Annotated in this window: 17 protein-coding genes; 4 read left to right on the top strand and 13 right to left on the bottom strand. The window is 64.9% G+C overall.

The annotated features are described in order from the left end of the window. The first annotated feature begins 7 nt into the window (after window positions 1-7). Complete coding sequence (locus tag XpruCFBP8353_RS24115; RefSeq protein ID WP_157935130.1) at window positions 8-466, top strand: hypothetical protein; 459 nt, start codon at window positions 8-10, stop codon at window positions 464-466. 115 nt (window positions 467-581) lie between these two features. Here the strand turns inward: XpruCFBP8353_RS24115 and XpruCFBP8353_RS18545 are convergent, their stop codons facing one another. From XpruCFBP8353_RS18545 to oleC, 3 genes are all read right to left on the bottom strand, one after another. After that, complete coding sequence (locus tag XpruCFBP8353_RS18545) at window positions 582-740, bottom strand: DUF1328 domain-containing protein (protein WP_003468167.1); 159 nt, start codon at window positions 738-740, stop codon at window positions 582-584. A gap of 64 nt (window positions 741-804) precedes the next feature. Beyond that, the gene (gene oleD / locus XpruCFBP8353_RS18540; protein ID WP_101364531.1) at window positions 805-1815 is read right to left on the bottom strand and encodes a 2-alkyl-3-oxoalkanoate reductase; all 1011 of its coding nucleotides are present in this window, start codon (window positions 1813-1815) and stop codon (window positions 805-807) included. Window positions 1816-1881: 66 nt separating this feature from the next. Further along, window positions 1882-3534, bottom strand: coding sequence for an olefin beta-lactone synthetase (gene oleC, locus XpruCFBP8353_RS18535; RefSeq protein WP_101364530.1), 1653 nt, complete (start codon window positions 3532-3534; stop codon window positions 1882-1884). Between the two features lie 217 nt (window positions 3535-3751). Between oleC and XpruCFBP8353_RS18530 the strand changes: the two genes are divergently transcribed. Next, entirely contained in the window at window positions 3752-4135 is a 384-nt protein-coding gene (locus XpruCFBP8353_RS18530) for a YkgJ family cysteine cluster protein (protein ID WP_101364637.1), read from the top strand. A 491-nt stretch (window positions 4136-4626) separates the two neighbouring features. Here the strand turns inward: XpruCFBP8353_RS18530 and XpruCFBP8353_RS18520 are convergent, their stop codons facing one another. The 4 genes from XpruCFBP8353_RS18520 to XpruCFBP8353_RS18505 form a co-directional block, all read right to left on the bottom strand. Beyond that, entirely contained in the window at window positions 4627-5535 is a 909-nt protein-coding gene (locus XpruCFBP8353_RS18520; RefSeq protein ID WP_101364528.1) for an alpha/beta fold hydrolase, read from the bottom strand. Between the two features lie 169 nt (window positions 5536-5704). After that, on the bottom strand, window positions 5705-6874 hold the full coding sequence (locus XpruCFBP8353_RS18515; protein ID WP_207759686.1) for a Fic family protein: 1170 nt from the start codon (window positions 6872-6874) through the stop codon (window positions 5705-5707). 118 nt (window positions 6875-6992) lie between these two features. Next, window positions 6993-8009 (bottom strand): 3-oxoacyl-ACP synthase III, encoded by a 1017-nt coding sequence (locus XpruCFBP8353_RS18510; RefSeq protein WP_101364527.1) that lies wholly within the window; start codon window positions 8007-8009, stop codon window positions 6993-6995. A 101-nt stretch (window positions 8010-8110) separates the two neighbouring features. After that, entirely contained in the window at window positions 8111-8431 is a 321-nt protein-coding gene (locus tag XpruCFBP8353_RS18505) for a DUF4156 domain-containing protein (RefSeq protein WP_010370565.1), read from the bottom strand. Window positions 8432-8817: 386 nt separating this feature from the next. On the opposite strand from XpruCFBP8353_RS18505, the gene XpruCFBP8353_RS18500 reads away from it, so the two are divergent. Together XpruCFBP8353_RS18500 and XpruCFBP8353_RS18495 are read left to right on the top strand one after the other, a co-directional pair. Continuing rightward, window positions 8818-9279: an XAC0231 family protein gene (locus XpruCFBP8353_RS18500; RefSeq protein WP_101364526.1), complete on the top strand. Its 462-nt coding sequence runs from the start codon at window positions 8818-8820 to the stop codon at window positions 9277-9279. Window positions 9280-9305: 26 nt separating this feature from the next. Continuing rightward, window positions 9306-9782, top strand: coding sequence for a tRNA (cytidine(34)-2'-O)-methyltransferase (locus XpruCFBP8353_RS18495; protein ID WP_101364525.1), 477 nt, complete (start codon window positions 9306-9308; stop codon window positions 9780-9782). Between the two features lie 341 nt (window positions 9783-10123). On the opposite strand, the gene XpruCFBP8353_RS18490 is transcribed toward XpruCFBP8353_RS18495, so the two are convergent. The 6 genes from XpruCFBP8353_RS18490 to poxB all read right to left on the bottom strand — a co-directional run bounded on the left by XpruCFBP8353_RS18490 (window position 10124) and on the right by poxB (window position 17651). After that, complete coding sequence (locus XpruCFBP8353_RS18490) at window positions 10124-11347, bottom strand: MFS transporter (RefSeq protein WP_101364524.1); 1224 nt, start codon at window positions 11345-11347, stop codon at window positions 10124-10126. Window positions 11348-11451: 104 nt separating this feature from the next. Then, complete coding sequence (locus tag XpruCFBP8353_RS18485) at window positions 11452-12075, bottom strand: hypothetical protein (protein WP_101364523.1); 624 nt, start codon at window positions 12073-12075, stop codon at window positions 11452-11454. Window positions 12076-12177: 102 nt separating this feature from the next. After that, window positions 12178-12930, bottom strand: a complete 753-nt coding sequence (locus tag XpruCFBP8353_RS18480; protein ID WP_101364522.1) for a hypothetical protein — start codon at window positions 12928-12930, stop codon at window positions 12178-12180. 188 nt (window positions 12931-13118) lie between these two features. After that, window positions 13119-14465: a sigma-54-dependent transcriptional regulator gene (locus XpruCFBP8353_RS18475; RefSeq protein WP_101364521.1), complete on the bottom strand. Its 1347-nt coding sequence runs from the start codon at window positions 14463-14465 to the stop codon at window positions 13119-13121. Continuing rightward, on the bottom strand, window positions 14450-15892 hold the full coding sequence (locus tag XpruCFBP8353_RS18470; protein ID WP_101364520.1) for a sensor histidine kinase: 1443 nt from the start codon (window positions 15890-15892) through the stop codon (window positions 14450-14452). Before XpruCFBP8353_RS18470 ends, XpruCFBP8353_RS18475 begins: the two co-directional genes overlap by 16 nt. 49 nt (window positions 15893-15941) lie before the next feature. Beyond that, entirely contained in the window at window positions 15942-17651 is a 1710-nt protein-coding gene (gene poxB, locus XpruCFBP8353_RS18465; protein WP_207759688.1) for a ubiquinone-dependent pyruvate dehydrogenase, read from the bottom strand. Window positions 17652-17864: the final 213 nt, after the last annotated feature.

Below are 17864 nucleotides of genomic sequence, written 5' to 3'. Positions count from 1 at the left end.
CACCCCGATGCAGCTGCGCGCCGTACAACCGCACGACCGCGCCGGATTGCTTGCACTCAACACGACGCATGCCACCGAACGGTCCTTGCGCCACACAGACGGCCTGACGATCTCGCTGCAGATCGCGTGGCTCGCATGCACTGCCGCACCGGCTGTCGGCCTACTGCTCGCGCTGGATCAAGACGCGCCGTATGCCAATACGAACGTCGCCTGGATGGCGAGCGCTTCGCGCGGTTCGTGTATGTCGATCGCATCGTCATTGCCGCACACACAACTCGGCGCGGCCATGCCACGCAGCGGTATGATGAACTCATCCATCAGGTCCATGCTGCAGGACAGCCGTCGCTGGTATGCGAGGTCAATCCCGCGTCGCTGGCGCGGCATCGGCAGCTGGGTTCTGCGCCGATTGCGATGCCATGCTGGCCAATGGCAAGCAGGTGCAGCATCTGGAAAAGAACCGCTGTAATCCGTGAAAAAGTGCTTATTTCCCGTCATCACGCACAAGGCCCGCTTCCTTGCAGAAGCGGGCCTTGTGAGCGCCAACCGGCAGCGCCGCTGCCGTGACGTATCGCAGCTAAGCGTTATACCTTGCCGCGACGGAACATCGAGATCACTGCCAGGATCAGGAACACCACGAACAGGATCCAGGCGATGTTGGTCGCCGCACCGGCGATACCGCTGAAGCCCAGCACAGCGGCGATGATAGCGATGACGAAAAAGATGATGGCGTAATGCAGCATGGCAAGGGTTCCAGAAGTTGTCGTGCCGAATCGGCGCAGACGTATCCTGAAGAGCCGGCGGTCTTTATCGGGTGATGGCGATGTCGTTGGAAGATGAGGATCGCAGCCGTTTCAGGCCTTCTTCGATGCTGATGCGCGGCACATAGCCGAAGTCGCGACGCGCTGGTTCCATGCTGTACCAATGTGGCGTGCACAACTGTTCTACCAGAAACCGCGTCAACGGCACTTCGCCTGGCAGACGCAACAGTGGCCATAGCGTTTCGCACACTGCACCGATGCGATATGCGGTCTTGAACGACAACGAGCGCGTGACTGCCGGCGCATCGACGGCAGCCAGCAAGCGATTGAGCAGCTCGCGCATCGGCAGCGGTTCGCCATTGGAAATGAAGTACGCCTTGCCTGCGCAGGCAGCCCCCACTGCAAGGTGTTCGAACGCATCGAAATGCGCCTGCGCGGCGTTGTCGATGTACGTGCTGTCCACCAGGTTGCTGCCATCGCCGACCATGCGCAGGCGACCGGCGCGCGCGCGCGCGGACAGCCGCGGCAACAGATGATTGTCGCCCGGCCCCCAGATCAGCCGCGGACGCAATGCGACGGTGGCCAGCTGCGCATCGTTGGCCGCCAGGACCGCACGCTCGGCGATCGCCTTGGTCGCCGCATACGCGGCGCGCAGGTCTTCGCCATACGGCACCTCGTCGGCGCCCAGGCCCTCCACAGGGTTGGTGGCGCGATGGGTGACGCTGGGTGTGGAGGTGTAGATCAACCGCGGCACGCCATTGGCGCGGCATGCGTCGAGCACGTTCTGCGTGCCCACCACATTGGCCTGGTGATAGCTGTCGTAGCTGCCCCAGGCGCCGGCCTTGGCGGCGTTGTGAAACACCGCATCGATCCCGTCGAACGCATGTCGCACCGCCTGCGGGTCGGCCAGGTCGCCACGGATCTGGCCCACACCCAGGCTCTGCAGCACCGGGTAATCGCCGCGCTGAAAACTCACCACCTCGTGCCCACGCGCACGCAAGCCGCGGCACAACGCCTGGCCAAGAAATCCACCACCGCCGGTCACCAGAATCTTCATCGCTTTACACCGATCACAAGAGGAAACACGGAAGAACCACGGAGATGCGCGCACCGCTGCATGTGCTTATGCACGCTGCTGCGCTGCCCAGACCGCCAGTTTCTCGCGGCCGATCTTGGCGTTGTGGCGGATGTCGACCGGAAAACTCGGATGCCGCAGGAAGCGCGTGATACCGGCGGTATGCGCATGCGCAGCGCCCAGCGCACGCAAGGCGGTTTGCACGTCCGCAAACGCCGACGCCGCCACCCCCGGCTGCAATTCCACGCACAGCACCGGCTGCTGCTGTCCGGCTGCGCCGACACCGACCAGCGCCGTACGCCGCACCTGGGGATGCACGTTGAACACCGGTTCCACCTGCTCGGTGTACAGCGGGCCGGTGGCCGTTTCCACGCGATGGGTCTTGCGCCCGCAGAACCACAAGCGTCCTTCCGCATCGAAATAGCCCACATCGCCCATGCGGTGCACGATGCGCTCGCTGCCATCGTCGCTGCGCTCGCGGATCTTGGCGATCCGCGTGGCGGCATCGCGGTTGAAATAGGTGTCGGTGGTGGTGGGTCCGGCGACGGTGATCTCGCCGACCTCGCCCGTCGCCAGCACGCGTACGTCGCTCCAATCGGCAATGGCCGCATCGTCGATGGCGATGATGCGCACCTCATTGGGTGCGACCACCTGCCCCACACAGGTGCCGGCACCGGCTTCGGTGGCAGCGCGCGTTGCGTCCAGGGTGCGGCCTTCGATCGCGGCCACCGGCAGACATTCGGTGGCGCCGTACGGAGTCCAGAATTGCGCATCGGCCGGCAGCAGCCCGCGGATGGTGGCCACCACATCCGGCGGCACCGGTGCGCCTGCCGACGTCGCCAGGCGCACGTTGGGCAGCGGCTGCCCGTAGTCGGCCAGCACGCGCATCAATGCCGGCGAACCGAACAACTGCGTCACTTCGAAGCGCGCGATCGCATCGTGCAGCTTGCGCGGGTCGGCGCTGCCCGGGCGCGTCGGGTCCATGTCCGGAATCACCGAGGTCAGCCCAAGAGCGGGATCGAACAAGGCAAACGGTGGAAACGTGGGCAGGTCCACGCCACCGGGCTGCATGTTGAACGCATTGCGCAGCAATTCGATCTGCCCGACAAAATGCCGATGCCGGTAGACCACGCCCTTGGGCACCCCGGTGGAGCCGCTGGTGAACAGGATCGCCGCGACATCGTCGGGCGCGGTATCGGCCAGTTGGCTGCCGGCGCCGGCACCATCGCGCTCCACGCGCGCCAGCGTCACCCCGCCCCAGCCGTAGCGTCCGCCGACGGTGACGATCTGCCTGGCAGAGCGCGCCCAGCGCAGCAAGCGGCGCGCCAGTTGCGCAAGCGGTATGCCGATGAACGCCTGCGGCTGCGCCTCGTCCAGACACTGTTTGAGCGCGCGCTTGTCGATGCCCGGATCGACCAGCACCGGCACCGCACCGGCCTTGAACAACGCAAACATCAACAGGAAAAATTCCGGCGACGGCCGCACCATCACCACCGCGCGCGCGCCACGGCCGATGCCGTGCAGCGCCAGGCCGGCGGCGATCGCATCGCTGCGTGCATCCAGTTCGGCATAGCTCAAGGTCACGTCGTAGGCGGCAAACCCATTGGCGGCGCGGCGGCCGGGGCAGCGGATGGCGATCTGATCGGGGCGCTCGCGCGCCAGCTGCGGCAAGGTGGCCGCAATATTGCAGAGAGTAGTCATCGCCGTATTATCACCCATGCACTCACGGTGCCGGCCGCTTGTGCGCAGGGCCCAGCTGGACTTGCGACGGATGCGCGCCGTCGTCGGGGCACGCGCCCCCGCGATGCCGACGCATGAATCGCTTAGCGGCGGCGGCCTCCTGCCTCTTGTATCGCGGCACGGTTCGGTCAGAATGCCGCGCTCCCCACGCGATTTCGCCGCGCCAGGCCCGGCATCCATGGCACACCCCTGCCTTACCTGCGGCGCTTGCTGCGCCTATTTCCGCGTCAGTTTCCACTGGAGCGAAGCCGATCCCGCATTGGGCGGCAGGGTACCGATCGAACTGACCGACTCCTTGCGTACGCACGAGCGCGTGATGCGCGGCACCTCGCAATCGCAGCCACGCTGCATTGCGCTGGATGCCGACATCGGCCGCTACAGCCGCTGCAGCATCCACGACCGCCGCCCGTCCTCCTGCGCCGCCGTGCCGGCGTCGCTGGAATTCGGGCAGCGCAGTGCGCAATGCGACAAGTCGCGCCTGGCGCATGGTCTGCATGCGCTGACCGAGGCTGACTGGTCGGACGTGCGTGAGAGCGAAAAAAATCCACCGCCGGAGATATAAGACACCGGCAGTTCAACCTGTAGTTTCAGGCTTTTGCCGCAAATGTGAGCAGTCGATGGACATTCGTCTTAAAAACTTTTTGGGGATCAATGAAGGGCTGACCCACCTCAATGAACTCCATGTACTGATGATAGACCTGGACATCGATCTCACGCCCCTCCTCACCCAGCCTGTAGAGGAACCATGCATGGTTGAAGGATCGCTTCCTCCACCAGGAAATATGAGGCCTAAAAGCCTCCACGGCTTGCTCCAGCTTCGGATAGACGGACCGTAATCTTGTGTCGACGTTAGAAGGCCAGTTCGACGGTGTCGGATACATGCCTGAGAAGGCCTCAAGCAGAGTTAGCCTAAATGTATCCGACGCACGCTTGGCGCTAGCGCGATGCTGAAGAAAGGCGCCACTGAGCGCTCCTGCTAAGAAGCTTGAGAGGCAATGACTATCGTCAGCGGACGCTGCTCTGATAGACCGGTTAGCAAGTCGCCCATGCAAATCAGCCCTCAATAGGATGCGCGTCCACGAACGCGCGAATCGCCGGCACCAGCACCTCGTGCTTGTCTTCCAGCACGTAGTGATTGGCATCCTCGAATGCAGTCACTTCTGCGTTCGGCAATGCGCGGCGAAAACCGGCCAGAAAGTGCTTGTCGAAACAGATATCGCGCAGGCCCCAGGCGATGAACGCAGGGCGGTCGGCAAACGACGGCAAGGCCTGTGCGGAGCGCTCCAGCAACGACCACCCCCTGTCGGCCGGCGACAGCGGAATGTCCTGCATGAAACGGATCGTGGAGATGCGATTGCGCCAGTTGTCGTAGGGCGCGACATAGGCGCGGCGCACGGCCGACGGCATGCGGCGCGACACGCCAAACCATGAAGCACCGGACGAAAACGCATTGAACGAGCGGATGAACCACTCGCCCGGTCGCCAATGGCGGCCCATCGCGATCTGCCACGGCATCGGCTTTTCCGGCGGCAACGGGAATGCGGCGGTATTGGTGATCACCAACCGTTTGACCTGCGCATGATGCGACAACGCCCAGCCGAACCCGATCATGCCGCCCCAGTCGTGCACCGCCAGCGTGACCGGGCCGGTGATGCCCAGATGCCGCAACAAGGTCTCCAGATCGTCGACGCGCGACTGCAGGGTGTAGTCGTAGCGCGGCTGCGCATCGGGCGCATCGTCCGGCTTGTCGGACAGGCCCATGCCGATATGGTCCGGCACGATGCAGCGGTAGCGATCGGAAAGACCGCTGACCAGATGCCGCCACAAATAGCTCCACGACGGATTGCCGTGCAGCATCACGACCACCTCGCCATCGCGCGGACCTTCGTCCAGATACGACATCGCAACGCCGGGCCGCACATCGAGGCGCCGTGGGGTGAAGGGATAGCCTGGGTAGTTCATTGATTTCTCGACTGTGTTGAATCCAAGGCAATGCGCCCTGTCGCAGCATCTGCAAATGCAGCGGGATCTCTCTCATGAATATGTTGACGTGCGACCGGTACGCTCGGCCACGACAGTGACACGCGGACCCCATCGGCGGCGGCGCAACAGAGCGCGCACGTTACATCAGTCATAGCGGCTGCGCGCCTTCGCTGAGGATGTTGAGGTAGGCCTGGTACGCAAAGATGCGATGCCGCTGCTGTCCGGTGAGTTCGTTGACGATGTCCAGTTGCTCAAGGGTGCGTATTGCCGCGCGGATGGTCGGCGCGCTCAGCGACAGCTGCGGCGCAACCTGCGGCACGGACAAGACGACACGGCGTGCAAAGTGCTCGAACACCAACCCGACGTTGCCGGCACGCTGACCCAGCGCCGTGATCCGTGCGCGATCACGTGCCAACAGCGCGAGCAGCCGCTGCGCCGTATCGACAGCCTGTTGCGCTGTTTCCGCGACGCCATCCAGAAAGAAGCCCAGCCACCCTTCCCAATCGCCACGTGTCCTGACTGCATTGAGGCGGTCGTAATACTCGGCACGGCGACGTTTGAAGTACAGGCTCAGATACAGGCTAGGTGCGCGCAATACGCCTTCGCTGCACAGGATCAAGGTGATCAGCAGGCGCCCCAGGCGCCCGTTGCCATCGCTGAAGGGATGGACGGTCTCAAATTGCACATGCGCAAGCGCTGCCTTCACCAACGGCGGCATCTGCCCGGGCAAGGCGTGCAGAAACTGTTCGAGCGCAGCCAGCGCTGCAGGCAATGCATCCGGTGGTGGCGGGACGAACTGTGCCAGTGCGGGCGACGCGCCACCGATCCAGACCTGATTTCGGCGAAATTCTCCCGGCTGTTTGCCAGCTCCGCGCCCGCCCTGCAGGAGCAAGGCATGCACTTCGCGCAACAGCCTCAGCGATAGCGGAAAGTCGTCCTCGCGCAAGCGCCGAAGTCCATGATTGAGCGCGGCAACGTAGTTGGAGACTTCTTCGACATCGTCGATGGGCACACCGGGCGCGGCGTCCATTTCGAACAACAACAGGTCCGACAGCGACGACTGCGTCCCTTCGATCTGGGACGATAGCAATGCTTCCTTGCGCACGTACTGATACAGAAACAGTTCCGGATCGGGCAGCATCAGTGTGATGCCGTCCAGCCGTCCCAGCGCCTGGTCGGCGCGCTCTTTGCGCGCCACCAGCTCGGCCGCGGTGAAATCCAAGGCGGGCTGTGGCGGTAACGGATCCGGGATGAAGGCCTGATAGCGGCTTGCGGCCAAGGCCCCGGAGACGTAATGACCCGTCGTGCGATGTGGCATCGTTTTCCTTACAACCGACGGTCGGGCCAATAAGGAAACTTTTCTACCACTTTCTTTCCTAAGCGGCGACTCAGTGCGGCATCAACCAACGCTTATGCCGCGCCTAAGCCAGCAACACTCACCAAACCACTTCCGCCATCGAGCAGTTCAAGCCCGAACCGATGCCCAGCAGCGCAATCCGGTCGCCCTTCTTCAGGCGGCCGAGTTCCTTGAGCTTGCTCAACACGATCGGCACCGAAGCCGGGCCGATGTTGCCGTGTTCGCCGAAGATGGTCATGACCTTGGCCGGATCGATGCCAAACGACTTCACGAATGCGGCGGTGTGCGGTCGGCTGACCTGGTGGATCACGAACTGGTCCAGTTCGTCCACCGCCCAGCCCAGCACCTGGCGTGCAGCCAGGAAGGTCTTCTGCGCCAACTTGATGCCTTCGATCAGCAGCAGCCGGGTGTCGGTGACCATGCGGTCCAGGTTGCCGCGGCACAGCTTGTTCCACTCGGTGGCCGAGCGGGTCACGCCGCCCTTGTAGCGCGGGGCGTCGGGGACCAGCTCGGTGCGCGCCATCACCATGGCTGCTGCACCGCAACCCAGCGTCAGCGCGGCGAGTTCGTTGCGGAACTCTTCCTCGGTGACGTCCGGCGAGGTCATACGCTCAAGGGTCTTTTCGTAAACCAGGTTGGCGGTTTCGCCATCCACGACCAGCGCGTAGTCGATCTCGCCGCGCTCAAGCATGCGCGCGGCGATGTCCATGCCGTTGATGAAGGCCAGGCAGGCGTTGGCCACGTCGAAGGTGACGCAGTGGTCGCTCACCCCCAGGTTGCCGGACACGATGGAGGCGGTGGACGGCTCCAGGTAGTCGCGGCTCACCGAGGTGTTGACCAGCAGGCCGATCTTCTCGATGCCGATGCCGGCGTCGATCAGCGCCTTGCGCGCAGCCTGGGTGGCGGCGTCCGAGGCCTGGACATCCTGGTCCCACAAGCGCCGTGCATGGATACCGGCAACGTCGCCCAACACGTCGGTCTTGATCCCGAGGCGGTCGTAGGTCGGTTGCAGGCGTTCGTTGATTTCCTTGGAAGTCAGCGTGTGCGGCGCATCAACATGCGCCAGTCCCGCAATGGAGACATTCTGGAAGAGCATCGAAGTAGCGCCATGGCGTCAGGCGAGGGGGCGCTAGTCTAGCCGCTGGCTGGTTTTACCGCATCTTTACATTTGAATCGCCAGCGCCCCAGCCCAACGGTTCAGCGCGGCGGGCAGCGGAAGGCGTTGAAACGCTGGCTGCCATCGGCTGGCTGACCTTGTGCCTGCACCGCATTGGCATTGGCACCAGGCGCCTCGTTGCGCGCCAGTGTTTCCAGCTCTTCCTGCACACGCAGCGGGTTGCGGTTGTAGAAACCGACCTTGCTCTTGACCGTCACCACCACTTCGCCCTGCTGCTGACATCCCGCTGGCACGGGGCCTGCGGGCAGCACCTGCACGCTTTTGCCGCTTTGTTCGATCGGCACCCAGGTGCAAGCCGCGGTGGTGGTGGCAACCAGAACAGACAGCATCAGTACGCGCATAAGTCATCACACCTGTGGGGAGAGCCGGATTGTGCCGCAGTTGCCTGCCAACGATTCGGCGCGTGGTGGTCGCCGCAATCCACCCATTCAGCGCACTGAACTGCCTTGCCTTGCGTGCGGACGCCCGTCTGGCTGCGATGTCCGCCGTCCTGCAGCGCGTCCGGGTGTCCGGACGCGGACACTGCTACGAACCTGAAAACCCTTTAAAAACAAGGATCCTTGATTGGCACACCGTTTGCTCTGATATCTCTCGCAACCATCCACAGCTCCATAAACTGACTTTCAGCTGAACAAAATAAAAAGAACGACGAAAGTTCTTGTTCCTACCGAAACGGTGTACTACATTACTACCACACCACTGACTAACTACACCAAGAGACCTCGCCATGAAAACCCAGACCCTGCGCATCGCCCTCTCCGCCACCCTGTTCGCCGGCGCCACCCTCACCGGTCTTGCCCAGGCCGCCAGCCTGACCACGCTGGAGACCGTGCAGGTGCGCCCGGCCGCCGACCAGATCGCCCAGCAGACGCTGGAGCGCAACAGCGACATCCACACCCTGGCCGCCGTGCAGGTGCGTCCTTCGGTCGAACAGCTGGCTGCGCTGGCTGCCGACCAGGCCGGCCCGCGTATCGTCACTCTGGCTGCGGTGCAGGTGCGTCCTTCGGCCGAACAGCGCGCCGACCTGGTCGTGCGCAGCGCCGCCGCCAGCGCGCAGACCGCCTCCAGCCAGGCAGCTGGCGCCATTGGTGCGCTGATGGGCCAGGTCATCGTCAACCTGCCGGCACCGAAGCTGCAGCCCTCGCCGGCCGAGCTGGAAGCGCTGGTCAACGCCGCCATCGGCCTTTAAGCACGCACGCAGCTACACTTGCGCGCATGCCAGCACCCGTCCTCGATGTCATCCTGTTTCAGCCCGAAATTCCGCCCAACACGGGCAATGTGATTCGCTTGTGCGCCAACACCGGCGCGCGCCTGCACCTGATCGAGCCGCTCGGCTTCGACCTCAGCGACAAGCAGCTCAAGCGCGCCGGCCTGGACTACCACGAATACGCACCGCTCAAGGTGCATGCCGACCTGCCCAGCGCCCTGGCCGCAATCGCGCCCCAGCGCGTGTTTGCACTGAGCACCCGCAGTACGGTGCGCTACGACACACCGCAGTTCGCCGATGGCGATGCATTTTTGTTCGGTCCGGAAACCCGCGGCCTGCCGACCGAGGTGCTGGAGTCGATTCCGCCGCAACACCGGCTCCGTCTGCCGATGCGCCCGGACAACCGCAGCCTCAATCTGTCCAACACCGTGGCAGTCATGGTGTTCGAAGCCTGGCGGCAATGGAATTTTGCTGGCGGCCAGTAAGCACGCTTGCACGCAATGAGACACCGCGGCGCACGCACTATTGGAACCGCACTGCCACGCTTCGGTTGCGATCTTGAGTGAGGCACGTAGACGTCCGACGATCACTGTCGATCTATTGTGTCCGCGCTTGATCGACGGCGAGAGACACCGCATCGGCCAGCGGTCGTTGAAGCGATCATGCGTGCCGCCTTATCTGCACGCTCGATGCGCGCCTTGTTTGGCATCTCTCGAGCTTGCACATATCGCACTTTGGCATCCTCGCCAGTGCATTACGGTGGATCGAGCGCCAGCCGCAACAGCCATCAATCGCGTCGCACGCACGTGCGCGCACTGCGTGGCGATTACGCCGCCATCTGCACAGCGGTCGCCGTCTGCAACATGCCGCGACAGCCGGACCACAAGGCCACCGCCAGCAACGCAATCGCCCCCAACGCCAGAAACGCAGTGCGGTAACCGAAGGCATGCGCCAGCCAGCCACCGAACGCCGGGCTCAGCGCCGCGCCGATACCCTGCACCGTCATCACTGCGCCCTGGCCGACATTCACGCGCCCAGTGCCTTGCAACAACCGCGCGACCAGTGCCGGCACCACCACGCTTTGCAGGCCTGCGCCGAGCCCATCGAGGATCTGCACCGGAAATACGCCCCAGCCATGGATCACCGAGGCCGCCACCAGCGCACGCAATGGCAGGGCCATAAAGGCCATCAGCAAGACCCACCAATGCCCGTGCACGCGGATCCAGCGCATCGCCAGCAGCGCGACCACGACCATCGTGGCCTGTGCCACCACGATGGTCGTGGCGGTCAACGCACTTGGGTCGCCGGCATGCGCCGCCACGATTGCCATGCCGTACAGCGGCAGCATCGCTGCATTACCCAGATGAAACAGCCCCAACGTGACCGCCAGCAGCGCCAACGGGCGGCAGGTCAGCAACACGCGCCAGCCACTGAGCGCATCGCCATCGTTGTTGCTTGCCAGGCCGCGTGCTGCGCGGTGGTCGATGGCCGCAGCCGGAATCGCCAGCACCGCCACCAGCGCCAGGACGCCGAAGAACGCGGTGAGCAGAAACACCGCAGCGAATCCGTAGCGCCATCCCAACCAGCCGGCCAGCACCGCGGCGAGCACATTGCCGGCATGGTTGGCCACCTGATTGCGCGCCAGTTGATGGTCGAAGCCGTGCGCGTGCACCAACCCCAAGGTAATCCCGGTCAATGCCGGGCCAATGCCGGCCGCCGCCAACGCCGAGGCGATCTGCGCGGCGACCACGCCGGAAGAGGTGGGTTGCAGCCAGATCAACGCGGTGGCAAGCAGGATCGCCAGGCAGCCGATCACCACCACGGCACGTTTGCGCCGGGTGGCATCGACCAGCGCGCCGGCCGGCGTGGTGGCGAGCATGCCGGCAATGCCGCCCACGCTCATCACCGTGCCGATCGCCGCTACCGACCAGCCCTTGGATTGCAGGAACACGCTGAGGAACGGTCCCAGCCCGTCCTGCACATCGGCCACGCTGAAGTGCAGTGCTTCCAGCGCGCGCGTACCGCGTGGCCTGGCCTTGGTCATCGGCATGGCAATGCTCCACTGTCGGTTGTAACGCCAGCGCGCCTGCCGGCGCGCGTGGCAGACCAGAGGGCGAGCATCTCAACCGCGCGCGTTGGCCGCATGTCCGGCTCCTAGTGTTTGGGTTTGGGTTTGGGTTTGGGTTTGTGCCCGGGCCCGTGCGGCGGATGCTCGATCTGCTTCAGCGTCGCCGCCTTGCCGCCCAAGGCATGGGCATGGATCAGCACACCATGCGGCGTGGCCTTGGTATCGCCTTCGGCCACCAGTGGTTTGCCAACCACCAGCTGTTTGGCGAAGTCGCCACCGGCGTGCGGCGGAAACCGCACCGTGACCGCGTCGTCGAGCAGCACGCCATGCACCTGCCCGTGCGGACCGTGCAGCAGCCGGGTGATGGTGCCGCTGTGCTGGGTGACTTCCGGCTTGGGCGGTTTGCCGGGCGGCTTGGGTTTGGGCTTGGCATGCGGCCCATGCGGGCCTTCATCCAGGATGCGCTTGCCACCTTCAGGATCGATCGCCAACGCCACCAGCATGTCCACGTCACGCGGCTTGAGACCACGCACGGTGAGCGCGCTGCCAGGCTTGAGTGCCTTCAGCAGTGCCTCCGACAGATGCGGCGGCGTGTGCACTTCGGTGCCATCGGTGAGGAGCAGGCCATCGATATCGGCCTTGGGATTGAGCAGGAAACGCGCCAGGGTGCCGCGGGTGGCGGGGAGGAAATCAGGGTCGACCCAATGCATGGTGTTACTCCGAAAAAAGACCGGCACTGCCGATCAAGCCGCTGGCCACGCGGGGGCGTGGCCAGCGGAGGAAACCAACAAACCAGAAACGTGCGGTGCGACTCAACGACCGGCCGGCGGGACCGCAGCGCCCGGCGGGGGCGGCGGCAGCGGGCCGTCCGGACGCGGTGCGGTAAACAATGCACGCAGCGAAGAGCGGTCGCGGCCCAGTTGGGTGGCCTCGATCGCACGGCCGTCCGGGGTGGCCACGCCGAAACCGCTGGCGCTCAGCGGCGCGCCGACGCGCAACAGATCGGCGAACTGCAGCGCCAGATGCGGCGGCATCCGCACCACCGTGCCATCGCTGACCAGGGCACCATTGACCTCACCGGCAGGCCCATACACCAGGCGCTGGATCTTGCCATCGGCCTGCAGCGGGGTCAGCTGACCCGGGGTCGGCGGCGGCGGTGGCGGCGCGCCGAAGGTGGGCGGGCGATCGACCACCTCGCGGCCGCTACGGCCGGAGCGGATCGAACTGACCTGCAGTACCGGCAGATTGCCCAGGCGGAAGCCCTGCACGACGACACTGTCGCCGGCACGTACCGCAGCCTTCACTTCGGTGGACAAATGCGGCGGAAACCCGACCTGGGTGCCATCGCGCAGCCACAGGCCGTCGACGTCGCCATTGGGGTTGAGCATGAAGCGCTCCACGGTACCGCTCACGCTCACCGGCGTGGCCGCAACGGGGGTGGGCGGAGCCGGCGGGCCGCCGATCGGGCCATTGGGAGCCGGCGGCGGCGGCGGGGCGGCAACCTGTGCAGCGGCGGCGCCGACGGTGCAGGCCAGGGCAATTGCAAGAACGGTCTGACGCATCATGGGAATGTCTCCAGCGCGGCGGGAAGGGGCCGCGTACCAGAGACGAAGCAGTAATCGTGCCAATCACCAAGTGCTTGTTTTAATAAGGATTTCATTGGCCAATGTCGAGATGAAGACGTCTGCATTTCATGCACCCTGTCCGCTTCGGGGACAGCTGCAACCCGGTCGGCGGTCGATGCGCGCGATCGTCACAGGCCATAGTCCTCCAGCTTGCGATAGAGCAGTTGCCGGTGGATCCCCAGCCGGCGCGCGGCCTCGGCGCGGTTGCCCTGGCTGTGTTCCAGGGCCGACTGGATCATCTGTTTTTCCAGCCGCGCCACCGCTTCGGGCAGTGTCCCGGTCGGCGCCGACACACCATCTGGCGGCGCCTCGCCGGCCTCGGCCAGCGCGTCGTCCAGATCCGCCGCATCGATGCTGGTACCGCGCACCATGACCTGGCTGCGCTGCATGACGTTGCGCAGCTCGCGCACGTTGCCAGGCCAGCGGTGCGCAAGCAGGCGCTCCTGTGCAGCCGGCGACAGGCTCTGCGCGCGCGCTGCATTGGCGCTCAGAAAGTGCTGCGCCAGCAGCAGGATGTCCTGGCCGCGTTCTCGTAATGGCGGCAATTCGATCGGCACCACATTGAGGCGGTAACGCAGATCGCTGCGAAAGCGCCCGTCGGCCACGCAGGCCGCCAGGTCACGATGGGTGGCGGCCAGCACCCGCACATCCACTTTCTGCGGGCCGCTGCCGCCCAACGGCGTCACCTCGCCTTCCTGCAGGAAGCGCAGCAGCTTGGCTTGCATCGGCAGCGGCATGTCGCCGATTTCGTCGAGAAACAAGGTGCCGCCATCGGCTTCGCGAATCAGCCCAAGACGGTCGCTGCTGGCGCCGGAAAACGCACCCTTGCGATGGCCGAACAATTCGCTTTCCATCAACTCCAGTGGAATGGCCGCGCAGTTGACCGCAACGAACGGCGCCTCGGCGCGCTGACTGGCGCGGTGCAAGGCGCGTGCGGCCAATTCCTTGCCGGTGCCGGTTTCACCGGTGATCAGCACCGGCAGATCAGACGCCGCCGCCAGCCCGATGCGCTTGTGCACCGTGCGCATCGCCGGGCTGTGGCCGACCAACGCATCGTCGTCCTCGTGCGGGGCTTGTTGCGTTTCCGTCGCTGCTGCCTGTGCATCGGCACGGCTGAGCAGCGCGCGCTCCACCACCTCGACGATGTCGGCGCGTCCCACAGGCTTGACCAGATGATCGAAGGCACCCAACGTCATCGCTTCGATGGTGTTGCCGCTGGACACATGGGCGGTCAGCATCACCAGCGGCACCTGCCGCGCCTGCGCGTCGTCCAGGCGTGCGCGCAGCACCGCGATGCCATCCATGCCCGGCATGCGGAAATCCACGAACGCCATGTCGATCCCGCCTTCGCTCAGCCGCGCCAGTCCGTCCGGCCCGTTGTCGGCCGCCACCACCGTGTGCCCGAGCGAGCGCAAGGTGGCCTGCAAGGTCGTGCGAAACGCCGCGTCGTCGTCGATGATCAGGATGCACGCCATGGCAACTCCAGGATGAAATGCGTCAGCCCGTCGGCATGTGTGTAGCGTGCCTGCCCGCCGTGCGCGCGCGCGATCTCGCGCACCAGCGCCAGCCCAAGACCATTGCCATCCGTGCGGCCACTGACGAACGGTTCGAACAAGTGCGCAGCGATCGGTTCAGCGATTGCCGCGCCACGGTTGGAGACCTGCAGCTGCAACATGCCCTCCACGTCTGCCGCCTGCAGCGTGACCTCGCTGCCTGGATCGGCATGCTGCATGGCATTGCGCACCAGGTTGTGCACCGCACGCCCCAGTTGCTGCGGATCCAGGGTCCAGCGCAGCGGCACAGCCGGCAGCAGCAAGCGGGGCGGCGGCGTGCCCGGCGGCGCCAGGCTCGGCTCCAGCAGGGCCGTCAGCCAGTCCTGCACCACTACCGTCTCCAGCTGCAGGCGGATCGGCTGCACCATGCCGAGCAGGCTCTCGACCACGCCGTCCAGGCGACGGATCTGCCCAAGCATCAACTCGCCATGCGCGGCATCGTCCGGCGTCGCATCGCGGCGTGCGATTTCGTTCTCCAGCGCCAACCGCATCGTGGCGATCGGGTTGCGGATTTCATGCGCCACCGTGGCCGTCATGCGTCCGAGTGCAGCGAGCCGTTCGTGTCGCGACAACTCGTCGGCCAGGCGGCGGGTCTGCGCCAGTGCCTGCGCGTTGCGTTGCGCATAGTCATTGACCGCTGCGCCCAACCGGTCCAGCTCCGGCGTGCCGGTCGGCGGGATATGCGGCGTCTGGGTGTCGGCGGCCAGCGCCTGCTGGATGCGCTGCAGGCGCTGGCTCCAGCGCCGCACCAACACGCCTAGCGCAATCGCCGACATCGCCACCATGGCAAAGATCAACAGCATGCCGACGACCAGCGGCCGCCAGGCATCGGCCTTGCTGGCCGGCACCCGGGTCATCGTCCATGCCGCGCTGTTCGATGACAGCGGGCAGGCGCTGATCAGCAGCACCTCGCGACGACCGTCGCGACGGTACTGCGCCGCCTTCTTCTCGCTCACGCTCTGCTGCGCCGTCCTGACGATATTGGCCCACTCCGCGGCGGGAATATCGGTCTTGTGATCGCTGCCGTCGTAGGTCGGGTACGCATAGGCAACAAAGCCTCTGTGCAGGTCCCAGACGCCACCTTCGACACCTGAAGCATCGGCCAGCACCAGGTGCACCACCACCGCCGCAAGGCCCACGCCATCGTCGCCGCTACGTGCCGCCTCGCTGGCCCCGACATAGCGCTGCACGATGCGCGCGCATTGACCGCTCAATTGCTGCCGCGCCTCCTCCAGCCGCACTCCCTCGGTCTGCCGGTACAAGCCGTACAACACCGTGGCCACGCCCAGACAGGCGGCCACGATCACCATCCAGATCAGCAACAGTTGCCGGAGCAGCGAACGGGGCATGGGCGAAGCGGCCTGAAGAGGTCAGCCAGTGTGCGCGAGTGCAACTGAATTAACGCAGGTTGGTCTTCACCAACTCGATCACTTCATCGCCACGCCCGCTCATCACCGCCTTGAGCAGATACAGGCCCATGCCCTTGGCCTGTTCGAGCTTGATCGCCGGCGGCACCGCCAGCTCCTGCGTGGCGATCCTCACATCCACCAACGCCGGACCCGAATGCGCGAAGGCCTGCCGCAATGCGCGTTCCAGTTGCGATGACTCATCCACGCGAATCCCCAGGATGCCCATCGCGTTGCTCATCGCCGCAAAGTCCGGATTGCGCAGCTCGGTGCCGGTATCCAGGTACCCGGCCGCCTTCATTTCCATCGCCACAAAACCCAACGATGCGTTGTTGAACACCACCACCTTCACCGGCAGATTCAACTGCGCCAGCGAAATGAAATCGCCCATCAGCATCGCAAAGCCACCATCGCCCGACAGCGAAATGACTTGCCGTCCCGGGAATGCCGCTTGCGCGCCCAGCGCCTGCGGCATCGCATTGGCCATCGAGCCGTGATTGAACGACCCCAGCAAGCGGCGCTTGCCATTCATGCGCAAGTAGCGCGCCGCCCACACCGTGGGCGTGCCGACATCGCAGGTAAACACCGCATCCTGATCGGCAATCTGGCTGATCAGCCGGGTCACGAACTGCGGGTGCAATGGCTCGCCCGGATCTGCCGGCACCGCCAGATCGTCCAGTCCTTCGCGCGCCTTGCGGTAGTGCGTAAGCGATTTTTCCAGGAAGCCGCGTTCTTCGCGGCGCTGCAAATGCGGCAGCAATGCCGCGATGGTTTCGCCCACATCGGCTGCGATGCCCAATTGCAGTGGTGTGCGCCGCCCAAGTGCGCTCGGGTCGCGATCCACCTGCACGATGGTCGCGTCCTTCGGATAGAACTGCCGATACGGAAAATCGGTGCCCAGCATGATCAAGGTGTCGCAGTTGAGCATCGCGTGGTAGCCGGAACTGAAACCGATCAGGCCGGTCATGCCGACATCGAACGGGTTTTCCCACTCCACGTATTCCTTGCCGCGCAGCGCATGCACCACCGGTGCCCCCAAGGTATCGGCCAAGGCCACCACCGCATCATGCGCGCCGGCGCAGCCACTGCCGCACAACAGGGTCACCGCTTTGCTTTGCTGCAATAGCACGGCCAATTGCCGTACATCCTCGTCGGCAGGCAGCACACGCGGCTGACGCAGTGCCGGCCATTCACTGGAGACATGCCTGTCCACATCCAGCAACGCGATATCGCCGGGAATCACCACCACGGCCACACCTTGCTGCAGGATCGCCGAGCGCATCGCACGATGCAGCACTTCCGGCAACTGCGCCGGGTTGGTCACCAATTCCACGAAGTGACTGCATTCGCGAAACAGCTCCTGCGGGTGGGTTTCCTGAAAATACTTCAGCCCGATCTCGGACGAGGGGATGTGCGCGGCGATCGCCAACACCGGCTGCCGGCTGCGATGGCAGTCGAACAAGCCGTTGATCAAATGCAGGTTGCCCGGCCCGCAACTGCCGGCGCACACCGCCAACTGGCCGGTCACTGCCGCCTCCGCGCCTGCGGCGAACGCGGCAACTTCTTCGTGACGCACGTGCATCCACGCGATGGTCTGCATTTCGCGCAGCGCGTCGGTCAAGCCATTGAGGCTGTCGCCGGTCACCCCCCAGATCCGCTCCACGCCCGCGCTCTGCAGCGTCTCGGCCAGAAACCGCGCCAACGTTCTCTTCTTCGCCACGATGCTGCTCCACGCCAACGTTGAGTGGATAGCTTGGCAGCGTGGATGTATGTCCAGTGTCTAATGACTGCAGGTGAGCGGTTCCGGAGTGCACGCCATGGACAAACTCTTTCGCATACGTGCCGGTCGGACAGCCCCTGGTAGACGGCCAGGATCGATGCCCCAACCCAAACGCGCAATGCAAGCCACCCAGGA

Source organism: Xanthomonas prunicola (genome assembly GCF_002846205.1).
Lineage (GTDB): Bacteria > Pseudomonadota > Gammaproteobacteria > Xanthomonadales > Xanthomonadaceae > Xanthomonas > Xanthomonas prunicola.
The sequence above is the reverse complement of the archived record's forward strand: the minus strand, read 5'-3'. Positions and strand labels throughout refer to the sequence as shown.

Bases quoted from the DNA above. Each gene is read 5' to 3' on its own strand.
- XpruCFBP8353_RS24115 (WP_157935130.1), top strand. From the start codon at position 8: ATGCAGCTGCGCGCCGTACAACCGCACGACCGCGCCGGATTGCTTGCA.
- oleC (WP_101364530.1), bottom strand. From the start codon at position 3,534: ATGACTACTCTCTGCAATATTGCGGCCACCTTGCCGCAGCTGGCGCGC.
- XpruCFBP8353_RS18530 (WP_101364637.1), top strand. From the start codon at position 3,752: ATGGCACACCCCTGCCTTACCTGCGGCGCTTGCTGCGCCTATTTCCGC.
- XpruCFBP8353_RS18495 (WP_101364525.1), top strand. From the start codon at position 9,306: ATGCCAGCACCCGTCCTCGATGTCATCCTGTTTCAGCCCGAAATTCCG.
- XpruCFBP8353_RS18480 (WP_101364522.1), bottom strand. From the start codon at position 12,930: ATGATGCGTCAGACCGTTCTTGCAATTGCCCTGGCCTGCACCGTCGGC.
- XpruCFBP8353_RS18510 (WP_101364527.1), bottom strand. From the start codon at position 8,009: ATGCTCTTCCAGAATGTCTCCATTGCGGGACTGGCGCATGTTGATGCG.
- oleD (WP_101364531.1), bottom strand. From the start codon at position 1,815: ATGAAGATTCTGGTGACCGGCGGTGGTGGATTTCTTGGCCAGGCGTTG.
- XpruCFBP8353_RS18505 (WP_010370565.1), bottom strand. From the start codon at position 8,431: ATGCGCGTACTGATGCTGTCTGTTCTGGTTGCCACCACCACCGCGGCT.
- XpruCFBP8353_RS18475 (WP_101364521.1), bottom strand. From the start codon at position 14,465: ATGGCGTGCATCCTGATCATCGACGACGACGCGGCGTTTCGCACGACC.
- XpruCFBP8353_RS18520 (WP_101364528.1), bottom strand. From the start codon at position 5,535: ATGAACTACCCAGGCTATCCCTTCACCCCACGGCGCCTCGATGTGCGG.
- XpruCFBP8353_RS18500 (WP_101364526.1), top strand. From the start codon at position 8,818: ATGAAAACCCAGACCCTGCGCATCGCCCTCTCCGCCACCCTGTTCGCC.
- XpruCFBP8353_RS18545 (WP_003468167.1), bottom strand. From the start codon at position 740: ATGCTGCATTACGCCATCATCTTTTTCGTCATCGCTATCATCGCCGCT.
- XpruCFBP8353_RS18490 (WP_101364524.1), bottom strand. From the start codon at position 11,347: ATGCCGATGACCAAGGCCAGGCCACGCGGTACGCGCGCGCTGGAAGCA.
- XpruCFBP8353_RS18485 (WP_101364523.1), bottom strand. From the start codon at position 12,075: ATGCATTGGGTCGACCCTGATTTCCTCCCCGCCACCCGCGGCACCCTG.
- XpruCFBP8353_RS18515 (WP_207759686.1), bottom strand. From the start codon at position 6,874: ATGCCACATCGCACGACGGGTCATTACGTCTCCGGGGCCTTGGCCGCA.
- XpruCFBP8353_RS18470 (WP_101364520.1), bottom strand. From the start codon at position 15,892: ATGCCCCGTTCGCTGCTCCGGCAACTGTTGCTGATCTGGATGGTGATC.